Genomic DNA, 15,684 nt, shown 5'->3' with positions numbered 1-15,684 from the left:
AAAGAGAGCGGCTAATTGCCGCTTTTTTTATGTTTTCAGTGCCAAATTATTGCCGCATACGCTGTAAAAGCGTATAAACTTAACATAACAATAAAAAAGTCTCTCAGCCGCTAATATTTAAGCTATTTACTATCAACGTGTTGCAATAGATATTGCTCACCAACTGGTTTATAGTTTGCAGCTGGAATAGAGCTTGCAAGAAAGCATAATTAAGAATCAATTCTGCAAGAATTACTTGATGTTTAAGCAACCAACGTTGCTGCGTTAACATTTAAAACATAAAGGATCAGCATGCGCGGTTTAGCAACACTCTTCATATTAGCGTCTGCCTTGGTGGTAACACCGACTTACTCTGATGAAGGCTCCACTCTTAAAGGCCCTAAAGGCGTCGATTATGGTGCGCAGGGGCGATCAATTGGTCCGATAAAACCGACTGATACTCTGTGGCGTATTGCCGCTAAAATTCGACCTGATAACTCTGTAAGCATTTATCAGGTTATGCAAGCATTGTACGACAAAAACCCGTCATCGTTTTTAGATCAAAACCTGAATCACATGCGTGATGGCGCGTATCTTAAAATTCCGACTATTGCAGAAATGCGTGCTGTTAACCCGACCCTAGCGAAAGCCCGATCTGAGCAAGACGATGAGCTGTGGGAGAAAAAGAAAAATGGCACATTAACAGTCGCCGAAATAAACGAATCGCAAAAAAAGGTGACGCAAGCTCGTAAAGTCGATTTAGACGAAGCAAAGCAAGAGCTTAAACAAGAAATAAACACAATCAAAACTGAGCAAGGCACGCAGCTTGTTGAATTGCAAAAGCAATTTAAAACATCGGTCGATAATGTTGAAGAAATTCTTGCCGAAAATAATAAGTTAAAACAACAGCTAACAGGTATTTCGAAAGAGCTAGAAACGGTTCGTGACCAACTCGGACAAGACAGTGAAATTCAAAAGCAACTTAAAGAGTTAATTGCCAAACAGAATGAGATTATAGAGCAGCAAAAAGCAAAAAAGATTGAAGAGGACAGTGGGCTTAACGTGTCGTCAATTTTAAGCAACCCATTTGTTCTCGGTGCTTTAATGTTCATTCCTGCGTTACTTATTATTGCGGCTGTTGTGTTGTTTTTGAAAAAAAGAAATAACAACGCGCCAGAAGCCAGCGATGACGATGAGTTTCTACCACAAAGCCCAACTTACACTGAAAATGATGAGTTAGACCCTCTAGTCGATAATGATCCGCTTATTCCTGACCCCGTTGAAGATAACGATGATCTGAGTGTTCGCTTAGATGATGACTTAGACCAAGATATGCTGCCAGATGATGACATTATCTTTGATGACAGTATTGATGATAGTTTTGACGACGATGACAGTGTTTTAAATCAAGATGAACTCGAAGGGCTTTTAAGTGACGATATTGTGTTTAATGATGAGTCAGAAGGCAGTGAAGATGATGATTTAGACGCATTTTTACAGCAAGATTTTGATCAATCTGATGACGACAGCTTAGGCGATGAAATTGATTTAGAAGGTGAGCAATCACAAGTCGACTCTTCAGGCGATATTTTAAGTGCGGATGATATTGATGATCTATTCGCTAGCGACAACACCGATGATTCGCAAGACAGCAACAAAAACGATGATATGGCGGCATTAAGTGAAGAGCTTGCCGAAGACGATTTTGATATTGACAGCCTAATTGACGAGCAAAACAATACTACCAGCTCAGAGCAAAATGAAGATGTTAATTTAGATGACATTGACGACTTACTCGATGAAGCGGACGAGACCCCTGTAGGCACTATTGATGCTGAATTAATCGATGAAGATGACTTTGATATCGATAGCTTAATTGATGACGTGCAAACGGATGAACAGCCAGCACACTCATCGAACACACTGGAAGATGAATCGGTCGATGCTGACGATATTGATGCTTTATTAGATGAAGCGAGTGATGATGATGCGCTAGATGTTGATGACATTGACTCACTACTTGATGACGTTGCAATGGATGAAGCTGCAACCGAACAAGCACTCAGTGAAGAGCCTGAAGTTGAAGAGCAGCCTCAAGTTGACGAGCTAGTTGATGAAGATGCATTGGTTGGTGAAGATGAACTAGACGATGCACTCGATGTTGACGACATTGACTCATTACTTGATGACGTTGCAATGGATGAAGCCGCAATAGAACAAACTCTCAGTGAAGAGCCTAAAGAGGATGACCAGCCTCAAGTTGACGAGCTAGTTGATGAAAACGCGCTAGTTGACGAAGATGAACTAGACGATGCACTCGCTGTTGACGACATTGACTCACTCCTTGATGACGTTGCAATGGATGAAGCTGCAACAGATGAAGCCTCAACTGATGAAGTTACGACTGAACAAACACTCAGTGAAGAGCCTGAAGTTGATGACCAGCCTCAAGCTGACGAACAGGTTGATGAAGATGCGTTGGTTGATGAAAACGCGCTAGTTGACGAAGATGAACTAGACGATGCGCTAGATGTTGATGACATTGACTCACTCCTTGATGACGTTGCAATGGATGAAGCTGCAACAGATGAAGCCTCAGCTGATGAAGCTGCAACCGAACAAGCACTCAGTGAAGAGCCTGAAGAGGATGACCAGCCTCAAGTTGACGAGCTAGTTGATGAAGATGCGTTGGTTGATGAAAATGAGCCTGTTGACGAAGACGTGCTAGACGATGCACTTGATGTTGACGACATTGACTCACTACTTGATGACGTTGCAATGGATGAAGCTGCAATTGAAGACGCACAGAGTGAAGAGCCATTAGTTGATGAAGAACCTGAGTTCGATGAACAGGTTGATGAAAATGAGCTTGATGACGCGCTTGATATTGACGACATTGATTCATTACTTGATGAAGTCGAAACCGATCAAGATGAAGCCGATGAAGAGACAGGCGTCGATACACTTGATGATGAAGATGAGTTAGATGATTCGCTGATTACTGAAGACGATGATCTCGATGATATTGATGAACTCATTCAAGAAGCAAATGAGCTTAAGCAAGAGACAGAAGCGCAAATCTCTGACCTATCGAACGAAGAAGACAGCAACGCGCAGCATAACGAAAATCTACAAGACTCATTAGCTGATCTTGCTGATGCTGATCAAGCTATTGATGATATGAATGTGGAATCAGTGGCATCTGAATTAGTTGATAGCACAGAAGAAGTAGACATTGATGAAGCTCTGCATCAGGAATTTAATGAAGACAGTGATGAGCTGTTAGACGAAGATGACCGCTTAGATGAATATGATGATCCGGCATTAAAAAGTGTTGATGAACTGCTCAACGAAATCGGTGAAGACGAAGACTATGTTGCCCCACCAGATTGGTCTATTGATGAACCCGAGCAGGACTTTGAAGAGGTCGAAATTGATTTAGGTGACGACCCGCTTGCCGAGGACGAGTTAACCGATGAATTTGATTTAGACATTGAAGACGAACCTTTAACGCAAGATACGGTGACACCAAGCCAAGAACTGGAGGAATACCCAGAACTTGAGTTAGATGAAGCAGGTTTTGAGTTAGATGATAATGACACAGAGCTCAAAAACGAAGATACGATAAAGCCGAGCCAAGCAGAGCAAGATCTAGCTAACTCACTCGCAGGTGGCAATGAACTTGACCAGCTTGAAGATGATTTTGATGATGATCTTTTGCTCGATAATGAATTCACTGAAGCTGATGCATTTGAGCCTGAAAGCGACTCTGCTGAACTTGAAAATAAAGTAACAGTAGATGACCCGCTACCAGAGCTTGATGATTTACAAGAGTTTGAGTTAGAAGAGGCTGAACTAGAAAGTGTTGCAGATAATGCGCAAACACTGGCTGATATTGAATCTACGCTTGCGGATAGTGACGGTATCGGTGAGCTTTCAGATGATGAAATCGATGATGATTTTATGGCAGATCTGACGCAAACAGATTTTGATGCATTGCTTAATGAGCTCGCCGAACCGGATGAAACAGACATAACGGATGCCAGTGAGTTCGACGTTGATTTCAATGCACTGTTAAATGAAGACCTGCAAGTTGAAGCCGCAGACGAAAGTGACTTTTCAACTGATATTGAACCCTCAGATGAACAAGCCTCTAAGCAAACAGACGATGAGTTTGTTGATATAGATTCATTGCTTGAACAGAGTGATGATGAAGCGCTTGATTTTGAACCATATGACGATGTTGATATGGATGTGGGTCTTAGCGATTTTAATGACTTGCTTGCAGGTGATAACCCTACAGATGTTGATGCTGAAAGTGGGGGTTACTCTGCCAAGCTTGATTTAGCGCGAGCGTATATCGAAATAGATGATTTTGATTCTGCGTTAGAGGCAATTGAAGATGTGATTGCCAATGGCCCAGAAGAAGTGCAAGAAGAGGCGCTATCTTTAAAAGCTAAAATTAAGTCATAAAGTATCAAAGTAAATAAACCGAGCTTAGTCGCTCGGTTTTTTTGTATTTAATATAGGGTATTACCTATCTTGTAAACGACGAGCCTTGAAATCAGACTCGGCTTTCCATTTTGGCCAATCACCGTTATTAGCAAGCTTGGCTGCAATATCAACAATCAGTTCAATGTCTTGTTTCACACCGCCCATTGACCATTGCGGCGAATAGTCGTCAGCTTCTTTATGGTATTTATGAGCAATATAGTCGGGGTCTGTATCGCCTAAGCTCATAAATAACAAGCTTGGCACGCCTTGTTTAGCCAATGAAAAATGATCTGAGCGGAAGAACAAGCCATTCTGTGGTCTTGGATCCATCTTTACGTGACGTCCTTGTGACTGTGCTGCCTCAGCTAGGTAGTCTTCCATTTCAGACATGCCTTTGCCGTATTGTAAAATGTAGTCAACGCCATCAAGTACGTTCATACCATCGATATTAAGCAGTGCCACCATTTGTTTGGTGGGGGCAATTTCGCCGGTAGCGAATTGCTCTGAACCAATTAGCCCCGTTTCTTCTGCGGTGAAATTTGCGAAGATTATTGAGCGTTTGAATGGCTTTTTCTTATGCATTTCACTCAAAATGCGGGCAATTTCAATAGTGGCTGCGGTGCCTGAAGCGTTATCGACAGCACCATTATAAATCTTCAGCCCCTCTTCGGTTTGCTTCGTACCAAAATGATCCCAGTGAGCGCCAATAACGATGTATTCATCAGGTGTTTCACTGCCTTTAAGTGTTGCTACAACATTATGCGATTGTGCTTGGGAGATATCACTTTTCAATGTCAGCTCCGCTTTCACTTTTAAATCAAGCGGCTTAAAATCAGCTTTTAATGCGTTGGCTTTTTCGGTTTGATAATCAAAGCCTGCTTGAGCAAAAATTTCATTTGCGGCCTGCTCATCAATCCATCCCATGACAGGAATGTCTGATGCATTATTGTCTTGGTCGATAAGTGTGTATTTACTGCCTGTGTTCGAGCTTTCAACAACTCCCCAAGGGTAAGCGGCTGGTGCTGTTTCGTGCACGATAAATACGGCTTTTGCACCTTGGCGTGCACCTTCTTCGTATTTGTAAGTCCAACGACCATAATAGGTCATGGCATTGCCTGTAAATAGCGTGTCGTCTTGAGTCGCAAATCCTGGGTCATTGACAAGTACAATAACTGTTTTGTCTTTTACATCAATGTCAGCAAAGTCATCCCAGTTATACTCTGGGGCATTAATACCATAGCCAACAAACACCACGTCAGAGCCAGCAATGTTGATCTCTGGATTAATTTGTTGCGTGCGTGCGGTAAAATCACTGCCAGCATTAAAGCTTAACTCGCCAACCTTTAGCGTCATATTCTGATCAGGCGTGAGTTTTGCCATTGTCACTGGCTGTAAAAAATTGCCATTAAAACTGCCCGTTAAGCCTAGCTTTTTGTATTCGTCAGCTAAGTAGTTAATGGTCAGAGTTTCGCCTTCTGTGAGTGGACCACGGCCTAAAAACTCATCAGAGGCAAGCGTTTTAATGTGTGAACGTACTTTGTCAATGTTGACGGTTTCAAGCGTGGATGTGCTTAGTTTATCAGTGCTTGCTTCATCAGCGCTTGGGGTTGGTTGCTCAGAGCAACCGAATAAACCTACGGCAAGCGCTAAACTTGCGTATTTAAGGTAAGTTGTCATAGTTTTTCTGGTTGATTGTACAGAGTTTCACTATATGGGACGAGAAGAGGGCTGTCCAGAAAGACGCTACAAACAACTGATTATGCAGGATGAATAGATAATCATTCAATTTTCAGCCATGAAAAATTACCACCAGGTTTTGTTTATCGCAGGATCGTGAATACTGAATACCTCGCCAACTAGTGGGGTGCTTAGCGAGACATGATCTTGTACAGCCTTTTTAGTCACGCGGTTGAGTGGTTCATACCAGGCGTGAAATGCTAAATCGAATGTGCCATTATGCACTGGGACCATGATATTTCCGTGTAAATCTAAATGCGCTTGAACAGATTGCTCTGGTGTCATGTGAATATTCGACCACTCTTGGTCGTAAGCCCCAGTTTCAATAAAGGTAATATCAAATGGCCCATAGCGTTTGCCAATTTCTTTAAAGCCCGCGAAATAACCAGAGTCACCACTAAAATAAAAGCGTTTGTCTTTTACTTTTATAGCCCATGAGCCCCACAGTGTTTTGTTTCTATCCGTTAAGCCTCTGCCTGAAAAGTGCTGTGTGGGTGTAAAAACGATTTGGCTGTTTGTAGTCGTATGGTCTTGCCACCAATCAAAGCTAAGCACTTTTTGCTTTTTTACCCCCCATTTTATGAGATCATTTTCTACACCGAGCGGAACATAAAAAGAGTCGGTTTTGTCGGCCAGTTGCTTGATAGCTGCTTTATCTAAATGATCATAATGGTTGTGCGAGATAAAAACCTTCGCAATGTGAGGTAACTGTTTAATGCGTATTGGCGTAGGTTGAAAACGCTTTGGTCCCATAAACGAAAATGGCGAAGCTCGCTCGGAAAATACAGGATCAAACAGCCAAAATTCACCATACACTTTAGCTAAAATTGATGAGTGGCCCAGTTTCACAAAATGGACGCTGTCATTCGATAAAGACGCAAGCTGCTGTGTTGATAAAGCATACATAGGCAGTTCGTGTTTGGGTTCTGCATCAATTTTCTTTTCTGTCATGAAACGTATGAAGATTCCCAGCGTTTTTCTAAAACCAGGCTGCTCAACCTTTGCATTATTATAGAAGGTGCCATCTACTAATTGAGCTGAGTGACTGTCATCACTTACGCCTTCAGCGGCAATTTGATTATTCATAATTAACACGCCGACCATGAAGCATACTGTGGCGATTACGAGCCATCTTAGAAATTTCATATCGTTACCATAAGTAAACTGAGTGGTGTAGTTTTTCATTGTTTGCTTTAAAAGTAAACTATCTAGTGCATTTTTTATTTTTGCGTTACACTATTGATGTCATGGGGGAAGTACATGAAATTATCACAAAGAAAACGACTCGATATTTTGAATGCAGCTGAAACGTTGTTTTTTCAACAAGGTTTTGAACAGACGAGTATGGATCAGGTTGCAAGCTTAGCGGGCGCTTCTAAACGCACTGTTTATAATCATTTTGAAAATAAAGGTGTGCTGTTTCAGGCTATTCTGGTGTTTATGTTTGAAAAAGTGCGTCAAGAAAAAGCCGTTATTTTTGATAAGCAACACCCGATTGCAGAGCAGTTAACACAAATTGCTGTGCAAGAGGTGGCTTTGCTTACCTCGGAAGAGTTTTTAAAAATAGCGAAAGTGGCTTTTATGCAAATGCTACAACAGCCCGATTTAGCTAAGTCGCTCGCCAACAACAGTATGGGTTGCATGCAAGATTTAGTGGCTTTTTTAGAGGCGGCCAGTGACGCGCATGTGTTACATATTGACGATGCTGAATTTGCGGCTAAACAGTTTGTGTATCAATTAAAATCGCTGATCTTTTATCCTCTTTTGTATGGATTTGAGCGCCAAAATGGCGACACAGAAGAGAAAGTGATTAGCGAAACCGTGAAAATGTTTTTAGCGCGTTATCAACGATAGTATTTCTGATGAAAACGGCAATTGTAGTATTAGGCGCTCCAAATGAACCTGACGGCAGATTATCTGTTATTGCGAAAGCACGCTGTGATAAAGCCTACGCCGTTTTTCGCGATCATCAACATGCAAGTCTATTGTGTACAGGTGGCTTTGGCAGCTTTAATAAAAGTGCGTATCCGCATGGCGAATTAACCAAGCGGTATTTAGTTAAACAAGGTATTCCAGTATCTCGCTTTTTGGCGCATGCCCCAAGCCGTTTTACCTTTGAAGATGCGACACTTGCACAGCCTATTTTAGACCGTGCAGAGATTAAAAAAGTACTATTAGTCAGCTCTGAGTTTCATATTGAACGTGTTCATTATGTTTTTCGACACATTATGCCTTTGATGGAATTTGAGTGTGTGCCTGCAGTCACGCCTTTACCAGCTGAGGAGCTTGCTTTGTTACGTGCTCATGAACAGCAGGCAATGTTAAGAGAAGAGCAAAATATTTTAAGCTACAAAAAAGCCGCGCTATAAAATTTTATAGCGCGGCTTTTAAATGTTTAATAAGAAGTGTTATTTAACTTCTTTACCTGCTGCCTGTTGATCAGCATGGTAGCTTGAGCGAACAAACGGGCCACATGCAGCATGTGTGAAGCCAATTTCGTCAGCATAAGCTTTTAAGCCATCAAACTCGGCTGGTGGCACGTAGCGTTTAACCGGTAAGTGGTGCTTTGAAGGCTGTAAGTATTGGCCTACCGTGAGCATATCTACGTTATGTTCACGTAAATCGCGTAATACTTCTTCAATCTCACTGATTTCTTCGCCTAGACCGACCATTAGGCCAGACTTTGTTTTCACTTCTGGGTGCGCTTCTTTAAAGCGACGAAGTAGCTCTAATGACCATTTATAATCAGCCCCCGGACGCGCTAGTTTGTATAATCGTGGTGCCGTTTCTAAGTTGTGGTTGAACACATCTGGCGGCGTTTCAATTAAGATATCAAGCGCTCTGTCCATACGGCCACGAAAATCAGGTACTAGAATTTCAATGGTGATATTTGGGTTATGCTTACGAATTTCACGAATACAGTCAGCAAAGTGTTGTGCACCGCCATCACGTAGGTCATCACGGTCAACAGACGTAATAACAACATAGCTTAACTTCATATCTTTAATCGTTAGAGCTAGTTTTTCTGGTTCTGCTGCATCAGGCTTTAATGGACGCCCATGCGCAACATCACAAAACGGGCAGCGACGCGTACAAATTGCACCAAGAATCATAAAGGTTGCTGTACCGTGATTAAAGCATTCTGATAGGTTAGGGCACGATGCTTCTTCACACACAGAGTGTAAGCCGTGTTTACGCATGGCACTTTTAATACCATCAATACGCTCTGTTGATTTTGGTAAACGAATTTTAAGCCATTCTGGCTTACGTAACATTTCGTTTTTTTCTGTTGGTAAAACTTTCACTGGGATCAGCGCCATTTTCTCAGCATCACGCAGTTTTACGCCTGGTTCCATTTTGACTGGTTTATTCATTCGTTTTCAAACCCTTCAGTGTGCTTAACCACAGTAGCATTAAGCTTTTTAATCATGTGTTTAATAAGCCCTGAACCTGCTTGCTCTAGGTTCTGTGGGCCATTGAGATCGGTTGTCTGCACCATGTTCATACCAGCATAACCGCATGGATTGATACGTAAAAATGGGCTTAGGTCCATATTTACATTCAGTGCTAAACCATGGAAAGAGCAGCCGCGACGAACGCGTAAGCCTAACGATGCAACTTTACTGTCGTTAACATAAACGCCAGGTGCATCCGCCTTTGCATAGGCTTCAATATCATAATCTTTAAGTGTATCGATAATACACTCTTCCAACCAAGTGACGAGTTCACGAACGCCAATATTTAAACGGCGAAGGTTAAACAGCACGTACATCATTTGTTGACCCGGTCCGTGATAGGTCACTTGACCACCTCGGTCTACTTGAATCACTTCAATATCACCGGTGTTTAAAAGGTGCTCTGCCTTACCTGCCTGACCCTGTGTAAAAACAGGTTCGTGTTCCACAAGCCAAATTTCATCAGCTGTGTGCTCATCGCGGGTATCGGTAAATGATTGCATTTTTTGCCAAATTGGCATGTAACGCTGTCGCCCTAATTGGCGAACGATTAATTCTCTCTCGCTCACGACTTACTCCGTAATCAGTCTATAGCATATGACGTACGTCATCGATGTTGCTGATCACGTTATAGATTTCTTCGATGTGCTCTTTGCTTGTTACCGTAGCAACAAGTGTGACTGACTCATAATTCCCTTTACTGCTTGGTTTGATCTTAGGTGCGTAATCGCCCGGTGCAATGGGTTGCAGCTTTTCTAGGATCTGATCTGTCAGATTTACATTAGCTAAGCCCATGATTTTAAATGTGAATGGGCAAGGGAAATCTAAATACTCGTCAAACTTAGTATCTTTTACAGGTTGAACCACGACGGTGACTCCTCAAACAATGGTCTGCTTAATAGACGTTTTCTTTGCCATTTCTTGGCGTTAAGCAAACTGGATTACGACGCACTCGACCCAGCGCGACTGATATGGGGCGCATTCTATCATTTTTCAGGCAAAAAAAAACGCCTTGCAGTGCAAGGCGTTTATAATCTTTTTTACGGGTTTACATTATTTGTAAACGTAAGTAATCGTAAATTTTGCTAAAGAAGCTACCTTCTTCCACTTCTTCTAAGGTAACAAGTGGATATTGCGCAATTTCTTCACCTTCAAGCTGTAAGAAAAGTGTGCCTACTTTAGTGCCTTTCGCCAGTGGGGCTTCTAAGGTTTTATCCAGCTCAAAGTTCGCTTTTAAGTTTTTACGTTGACCGCGTGGGATAGTAATGGGTGTATCTTCTAAAATACCTAACGATACGTTTTCTTTATTACCCATCCAAATACGTTGCTCTGCAAAACTGTCACCTGCTTTATAGGGTGTGATTGTTTCGAAGAAACGGAAACCGTAGTTAAGTAGTTTTTTACTTTCTACCTTACGTGCACGCTCGCTTTCAGTTCCCATTACAACTGCAATTAAACGCATATCATCTTTGGTTGCTGAGGTAACTAAGCTATAACCCGCTTCTGAGGTATGGCCTGTTTTAATTCCGTCTACGTTTAAGCTCTCATCCCATAACAATGAGTTACGGTTGTATTGTTTAATGCCGTTATAAGTGAATGATTTTTTAGCATAAACTTCATATTCATCAGGTACGTCACGGATAAGTGCAGCGCCTAATGTTGCCATATCACGTGGCGTGGTAAAGTGCTCGTTGGTATCTAAACCATGGCTATTAACAAAGTGACTGTTGCTCATACCTAGTTTTTCAGCATGGGCATTCATTAAATCAGCGAATGCACTTTCGCTGCCTGCAATGTGCTCTGCCATTGCTACGCACGCATCATTTCCTGATTGGATTATGATACCGTGGTTAAGATCATCAACACTGATTTGTTTACCCACTTCGATAAACATTTTTGATGACTCTGGAAAGTTCTTTGCCCATGCTTTTTCGCTCACTGTTACCATATCGGTCGGTGAGATATTACCTGCTTTAATTTCTGTACCAATGACATAACTGGTCATCATTTTGGTCAGACTTGCTGGTGCTAGTTTTGTATCAGCTTCGCCTTCGGCAATTACTTTTCCTGTGGTGAAATCAACCAAAAAGTAACCTTTAGCATTAACTTGAGGTGGGGCGGGGATGATTTGGGCTGTTGCAGAAAATACGCTAGCAGTGCAAACAAGGCCACAAACGCCACTTAAGATTTTATATTTTATAGATTTCATCGTACTCATTAATGGTTGAAGTTAAACATGTCGCGTTAACCTATTCTAAAGGTCTTACTCACTGTAAAGCAAGAACGCGTTCTGAAATTGGTTTTGTTTTAATTTATCTAAAACGGATTGTGCTTCTGCAGCATCTTTAATTGGCCCTAGACGCAGACGATAGATCCCGTCTTTTTCAACAATGTTTGTTGGCACATGGTATTGCTGGCGAAGTTGAAACGCGAGCGCTTCGACATTAGAAAGAGTACTTCCCGCTGCAACCTGTATGTAACTTAAACGAGGGGCAGAATTTGCAAGTGTAATGGCTTCAACCTTAACACGGGCTGTACCTTGACGATAGTAGCCAAGCTTATATGCTGCAGAATAAGATAAATCGATCAGTCTATCGTCATGAAAAGGGCCGCGATCATTAACACGCACAATCACTGATTTGCCATTATCTAAATTCGTGACGCGAGCAAAACTTGGCAGCGGCAGTGTTTTGTGAGCTGCAGTCATGGCAAACATATCGTATATTTCGCCGTTCGAAGTGTGGTAGTTGTGAAATTTTCGACCATACCAAGAAGCGATGCCTTCTTCTGAGTAGCCCGTTTCATCTAGCATGGGCGTGTAGCGCTTTCCTCTCACCTCGTAGGGGCGGCTTGCACTGGCGCTTTTGATAACAGCAGTGACCACAGCATCTTGCATTTCAAGTTCTGTCGGTGTTCGCAGTGGCGCTGCATCATGCTGCATTGCATAGCGTCCTTGTTGTGACGACGGTGAGCTACATGCGCTGAGGACAACACAGATAAGCGCGATTAAAAGGGCATTTATTAAGTGGGTCATTATTTTAACAGCATCCTTTTATCGGTGGCGATAGACATAATAATGCCAAATCCAGCCATCAGGGTCACCATAGAAGTCCCCCCGTAACTAATTAAGGGTAAGGGGACACCAACGACAGGTAATAGGCCAGAAACCATTCCTATATTCACAAACACATAGACAAAGAAAGTCAGGGTTAAGGCTCCAGCGAGTAGTTTACCAAATGCGTCTTGTGCATTTACGGCAATGTACAAGCCACGACCAATAATAAATAAATACATGCACAGCAGTAAGCAAACACCAAATAGACCAAATTCTTCACTGAGTACCGAAAAGATAAAGTCAGTATGGCGTTCGGGTAAAAACTCAAGTTGCGATTGGGTCCCTTGCAACCAGCCTTTACCTTCAATTCCCCCGGAACCAATGGCTATTTTTGATTGAATAATGTGATAACCCGAGCCTAAAGGGTCACTTTCAGGGTCTAAAAAGGTGAGTACTCGCTGACGTTGATAGTCATGCATTCCGTAATGCCAAAATGGCCATGCAGCGAGTGCAACAACGGCTGAGAAAAAGCCAATTAAGCGCCAGCTTAAGCCTGATAAAAACAACACAAATATACCTGAACTGGCAATTAAGATTGACGTTCCTAGGTCTGGTTGTTCTTTAATTAAAATGGTCGGCACCATCACAATTACAAAACCAATGATTAAATGAATCGCGCGTGGTGGCAGGTGATTACGGCCAATGTACCAGGCAACCATCATTGGCACGGCTATCTTCATTAATTCGGAAGGCTGGAAACGCGTGATACCTAAATTAAGCCAACGTTGCGCTCCTTTGGAGCTGACACCAAAGAATAACACGCCAACGAGCATTAATAAGCCCAAGCAATACAGAGGAATGACCATGCTTTTTAAGGTATTCGGTGAAAACTGCGCCAGAATAAACATGCCCAGTACAGCACCAAACATACGTGTAGCATGGCGGATCATCATCGCAGAATCTTGACCACTGGCACTGTATACAATAGCAAGGCTTGCAACCATCATGAGCATGAGCGCAATCAGCAAAGGTACATCAAGATGAAGGCGCTGCCAAATCGAGCGTTTTTTATTTAATGGGATCATGGCGCATCACTTTGAGCAAGTTTTATAGGGTTAGCAGAAAAGTAGTAATCCATTAATTGGCGCGCAATTGGCGCACCAACAGTACTTCCCCCACCGGTATTTTCGACGACCACCGACACCACAATTTGTGGGTCATTATAAGGGGCAAAGCCAACATATATTGCGTTATCTCGTTGGCGTTCTTTGAGTGATTCTGCATCATATCGCTCGCCTTGAGCAATACTGACTACCTGCGCCGTTCCGGTTTTACCGGCTGGGTCATAAGTTGCACCTTTAAACGCTTTGTGTGCTGTACCGGTTACTTTATGCACTGTGTTGTGCATTGCATCGAGGGCTATTTGCCAATGATGTGGGTTTTTAAGTTGTACAGGGGGCTTTTCATCATTATTGATTTGCGTTACTTCGTTTTCTTTTTTGGCTACTTGCACAAGGTGAGGTGGATGATCAATGCCTTTATTCACCAAAATGTTAGTTGCATTGGCTATTTGCATCGGGGTCGCGGTCCAATAACCTTGTCCGATACCCACCGAGATTGTATCGCCTCGCCACCATGATTCTCTGAAACGGGCTTCTTTCCATTCTTTAGATGGCATAATTGCCGTTGTTTCTTCATGAATATCAATACCAGAGAGCTCGCCAAAGCCAAATTGAGTCATAAAGTCACTGATTTTAGTGATGCCTAGTCGGTAGGCAACATCGTAAAAGTAGGTATCACATGACTCCTCAATCGCTTTGTAAACATCGACATGACCATGGCCCCAACGTCTCCAGTCACGCCATTTGTGTTCAACATTCGGAATTTGGAAAAAGCCCGGATCCCACATCTGTGTTTGTTCTGTTACCAAACCTTCTTCGAGGGCTAAAATGGCCATATGGGGCTTAACCGTCGATGCTGGAGCATAGCGACCCTGCGTAGTACGGTTAATAAGTGGGCGGTCTGGATTTAATAATTCTTTGTAGTTTTTACTGCTAATGCCATGCACAAATAAGTTTGGGTCATAACTTGGGTTTGAATACATTGCCAGCACGCCCCCGTCTTTTGCATCAAGCACGACCACTGCGCCACGCATGTCTTTTAAGGCATGCTGGGCTATTTGTTGCAAGCCAATGTCCAAGGTTAACACTAAGTCGTGGCCCGGCTCTGGCGGAGTCAGACTGAGAGTACGGATAACGCGACCACGGTTGTTTACTTCAACGCGTTGTGAGCCAACAACACCGTGTAGTAACTCTTCATAGTATTTTTCGATACCAAGCTTACCAATGTCATGAGTGGCGCGGTAATTCGTTGCTTGGTCTTCGGCTTCAAGTTTAGTGAGTTCTTTTTTGTTTAGCTTGGCAACATAACCTAAGGCATGAGTGAGTGTATCGCCATACGGGTAATAGCGGGCTAAACGCGCTTCAATACTGAACCCTGGAAATTTATGTTGGTTTACTGAAAACGTGGCTACTTCGGTTTCGTTTAACCGTGCTTTAAGCACTTGGCTTTTAAAGCGGCGATTATGTTTTATATCGTCTAAAAAGTCGGCTTTTTGTTGTTCGCTTATCGTAATTAGTTGCTCAACAGCAGCCAATGCTTTGTCAAGATCATCAACTTCTTCAGGAATGACTTCAAGGTTGTAAACGGGCTTGTTCTCGGCAAGTAACACCCCATTTCTGTCGTAAATCAGGCCTCTATTAGGCGCAATTGGTATTACTTTTATGCGGTTGTCGTTTGAACGTGTTTGATAGTCTTGGTGATCAATAACCTGAATGTTATATAAATTTGATAACAAGACACCAATAAGCAGGGTAACAAACACAAAACCCACAAATGCTCGACGGGCAAATAAATTTGCTTCAGCCGAGTGGTCTCGAATGGTGGGTCTGTGTTTTCGCATGG

General features: G+C 42.5%; 12 protein-coding genes. 3 read left to right on the top strand and 9 right to left on the bottom strand.

What is annotated here, in order from left to right; translation table 11 throughout:
- The first annotated feature begins 291 nt into the window (after positions 1 to 291).
- Complete coding sequence (locus IT970_RS10230) at positions 292 to 4,452, top strand: FimV/HubP family polar landmark protein (protein WP_196857298.1); 4,161 nt, start codon at positions 292 to 294, stop codon at positions 4,450 to 4,452.
- Between the two features lie 60 nt (positions 4,453 to 4,512).
- Here the strand turns inward: IT970_RS10230 and IT970_RS10225 are convergent, their stop codons facing one another.
- Positions 4,513 to 6,150 carry a M28 family metallopeptidase gene (locus IT970_RS10225; RefSeq protein WP_074989690.1) on the bottom strand — a complete coding sequence of 546 codons (1,638 nt, stop codon included), beginning with the start codon at positions 6,148 to 6,150 and terminating at the stop codon, positions 4,513 to 4,515.
- A gap of 126 nt (positions 6,151 to 6,276) precedes the next feature.
- Positions 6,277 to 7,356: an MBL fold metallo-hydrolase gene (locus tag IT970_RS10220; protein WP_074989708.1), complete on the bottom strand. Its 1,080-nt coding sequence runs from the start codon at positions 7,354 to 7,356 to the stop codon at positions 6,277 to 6,279.
- 114 nt (positions 7,357 to 7,470) lie between these two features.
- On the opposite strand from IT970_RS10220, the gene IT970_RS10215 reads away from it, so the two are divergent.
- Both IT970_RS10215 and IT970_RS10210 read left to right on the top strand, forming a co-directional pair.
- On the top strand, positions 7,471 to 8,064 hold the full coding sequence (locus tag IT970_RS10215) for a TetR/AcrR family transcriptional regulator (RefSeq protein WP_074989689.1): 594 nt from the start codon (positions 7,471 to 7,473) through the stop codon (positions 8,062 to 8,064).
- Between the two features lie 8 nt (positions 8,065 to 8,072).
- Positions 8,073 to 8,579, top strand: coding sequence for a YdcF family protein (locus tag IT970_RS10210; protein WP_065978082.1), 507 nt, complete (start codon positions 8,073 to 8,075; stop codon positions 8,577 to 8,579).
- A gap of 39 nt (positions 8,580 to 8,618) precedes the next feature.
- On the opposite strand, the gene lipA is transcribed toward IT970_RS10210, so the two are convergent.
- The 7 genes from lipA to mrdA all read right to left on the bottom strand — a co-directional run bounded on the left by lipA (position 8,619) and on the right by mrdA (position 15,682).
- Positions 8,619 to 9,584: a lipoyl synthase gene (gene lipA, locus IT970_RS10205; protein WP_036967331.1), complete on the bottom strand. Its 966-nt coding sequence runs from the start codon at positions 9,582 to 9,584 to the stop codon at positions 8,619 to 8,621.
- Positions 9,581 to 10,234: a lipoyl(octanoyl) transferase LipB gene (lipB, locus tag IT970_RS10200; RefSeq protein WP_036967333.1), complete on the bottom strand. Its 654-nt coding sequence runs from the start codon at positions 10,232 to 10,234 to the stop codon at positions 9,581 to 9,583. Before lipB ends, lipA begins: the two co-directional genes overlap by 4 nt.
- Positions 10,235 to 10,253: 19 nt before the next feature.
- Positions 10,254 to 10,532 (bottom strand): DUF493 family protein YbeD, encoded by a 279-nt coding sequence (gene ybeD, locus IT970_RS10195; RefSeq protein ID WP_036967336.1) that lies wholly within the window; start codon positions 10,530 to 10,532, stop codon positions 10,254 to 10,256.
- Between the two features lie 181 nt (positions 10,533 to 10,713).
- Positions 10,714 to 11,874 carry a serine hydrolase gene (locus IT970_RS10190; protein WP_036967339.1) on the bottom strand — a complete coding sequence of 387 codons (1,161 nt, stop codon included), beginning with the start codon at positions 11,872 to 11,874 and terminating at the stop codon, positions 10,714 to 10,716.
- Positions 11,875 to 11,928: 54 nt separating this feature from the next.
- Positions 11,929 to 12,699: a septal ring lytic transglycosylase RlpA family protein gene (locus tag IT970_RS10185; RefSeq protein ID WP_036967342.1), complete on the bottom strand. Its 771-nt coding sequence runs from the start codon at positions 12,697 to 12,699 to the stop codon at positions 11,929 to 11,931.
- The gene (gene rodA / locus IT970_RS10180) at positions 12,699 to 13,805 is read right to left on the bottom strand and encodes a rod shape-determining protein RodA (RefSeq protein WP_036967346.1); all 1,107 of its coding nucleotides are present in this window, start codon (positions 13,803 to 13,805) and stop codon (positions 12,699 to 12,701) included. Before rodA ends, IT970_RS10185 begins: the two co-directional genes overlap by 1 nt.
- Positions 13,802 to 15,682 carry a penicillin-binding protein 2 gene (gene mrdA, locus IT970_RS10175; protein ID WP_036967349.1) on the bottom strand — a complete coding sequence of 627 codons (1,881 nt, stop codon included), beginning with the start codon at positions 15,680 to 15,682 and terminating at the stop codon, positions 13,802 to 13,804. The genes rodA and mrdA overlap by 4 nt, the downstream gene beginning before the upstream one ends.
- Between the last annotated feature and the right edge of the window lie 2 nt (positions 15,683 to 15,684).

It is taken from the genome of Pseudoalteromonas sp. A41-2, assembly GCF_015767615.1.
Lineage (GTDB): Bacteria > Pseudomonadota > Gammaproteobacteria > Enterobacterales > Alteromonadaceae > Pseudoalteromonas > Pseudoalteromonas lipolytica.
The sequence above is the reverse complement of the archived record's forward strand: the minus strand, read 5'-3'. Positions and strand labels throughout refer to the sequence as shown.